Origin of the sequence: Limnohabitans sp. (assembly GCF_040400975.1) — a bacterium.
Taxonomy (GTDB): Bacteria; Pseudomonadota; Gammaproteobacteria; order Burkholderiales; family Burkholderiaceae_C; genus Limnohabitans_A.
Genome location: NZ_JBBAPF010000101.1, coordinates 1 through 1,640 on the forward strand (window position 1 = coordinate 1; position 1,640 = coordinate 1,640).

Sequence of the window (1,640 nt, forward strand, 5' to 3'; positions counted from 1 at the left end):
CCATGCATGGTCTGGAGGTAACTCATTGTATGCTCATGGAACTTTTGGAGTGCTTGCAAGGGGAATACGGTTTTTGTGGGCACGGATGAGTTGCATCAGTTGCCCACAATCATAGCTTGCACGCCTGATCGGTGCAAGCAGCTCACCCAATGCACCGCCAAAGAGGCGCAGCTGGGCCAAGACAAAGAACTCCAGGAACGTGTTGGTTTGTCCTCCTTTCAAAAGACACCGAGGTTGAGTCCAAGTGCCAAAGGTTTCCTGCCGAAGCGTTTCAATCACGTGGAGCCCTCTGTTAGCCTGTGGCGGCTCCTTGATCCAAGCTGACATTTCCGCAGCAACACAAGCCATACTCTGAGCAATGATGGTTGGCGCAGTGGTTTCCCCCGTGTGCCAGGCATCAGCTCGAAACATATGCTGCATGGCAAAGCTGATGTATGTCTGGAAGACGCCCAAGGAGAGGCAGTGGAGCCAGTCCAGCGCTGCGCATGCCTGGAGGGTTATACCTGTCTCCTCTGAGAAGAGAGGATTGCGGTGGTGTGTTGACGACTCCTCGCTCACCCGCCAAAACAAGACCCGCCCAGGGAACCCGTCCGGGAGGAAGAATGTCGCCACATCAGGCCGTTCAAGACATGGTTCCAAACGGTCGCCCTTCAGCAAACCTAGGGGGGCATAGTCGCTCGTGAGAGCGAGACCCCGGCTTGCACCCGTTGTCCTCCGTTTGTCGTAGGCCAGCAACCGGCACAAGGCGGCCCGGTCAGCCAAGGAAACCGTGCGCCAGAGCTCGCACTTGGCACAATCCGCCTTGTAGTCCTCAAACTATGTTTTGGCCATGGCATCGCAAGCACGTCCCAACCCACGAATCGCACGTACTCGGGCCTTTGGCAGCGACAGAGGAAGCATGGATGTTGATTGGAAGCCGTGCTGGGGAGCCCCAGGGTGTGCGCAAACTCTGCCAAGTCGGCCTTGATGTACAAGCAAGCAGCCACAATCCCCAACGGTTGAGATGCAGCACGAGCTCGTCGCTCCTCACTGTCGGAGAAAGGTTGTCCATTGTGGCGTTGGTGGGGGAAGACACCCAAACTCAGCGAGCGTAGCGACCAATGGATAAATGAAAAACAGGTCACAGCGAACACCAGCCGCCACACCCACACTTGCACATCTCAAACTTCTTGAGGAGCACAATAAATGGCGTTGATCAGTGATCTCATTCACAAGGAAGAAGCCGAGCACCGATCCTCCCTGCGAGGTGTACTGGACGCCGTCCATGTACAGGGAGACTGGGATGGCGAACGACGGCAACGACCGGGCAACAACAGGATGCTGCCTGTAGGCCGGCGGTGAGGTGTCCACGTAGTGCCGGAGTTTTTGCTGCCAGGCCTCCTCCCCCTCAAGCTCATCCACCAAAGCCTCATGTGGTGGCAAGCATGCCAGGCTTTGTTCCTTGCGTAAGCCCTCTGCCCTGTCGAACATGGGAACTTGCAATGAGTAGTGCTTCGGATTGTCCTTGACAGTGCCGCAAACAGAATCGAAATGCATGGAGTAGTGGCCGATCGACGGATCACCCGGAGATTTTGCCAGAGCGCGATCTGGCCCAACTGCGCCTGCGTGGGCAACCCACCAACCAATGATGCACACATCCT

General features: G+C 56.5%; 2 protein-coding genes. Both read right to left on the bottom strand.

Annotated features, from left to right (window positions below):
• Positions 1 to 33: 33 nt before the first annotated feature.
• A complete protein-coding gene (locus tag ABWQ00_RS16000) occupies positions 34 to 420 on the bottom strand; it encodes a hypothetical protein (protein WP_353239650.1) in 387 nt (128 codons plus the stop codon).
• Positions 421 to 1,026: 606 nt separating this feature from the next.
• A partial coding sequence (locus tag ABWQ00_RS16005; protein ID WP_353239651.1) for a hypothetical protein occupies positions 1,027 to 1,640 on the bottom strand: 614 nt, incomplete at its 5' end.

Coding starts and splice junctions, on each gene's coding strand:
- ABWQ00_RS16000 (WP_353239650.1), bottom strand. CDS start 420: ATGCAGCATATGTTTCGAGCTGATGCCTGGCACACGGGGGAAACCACT.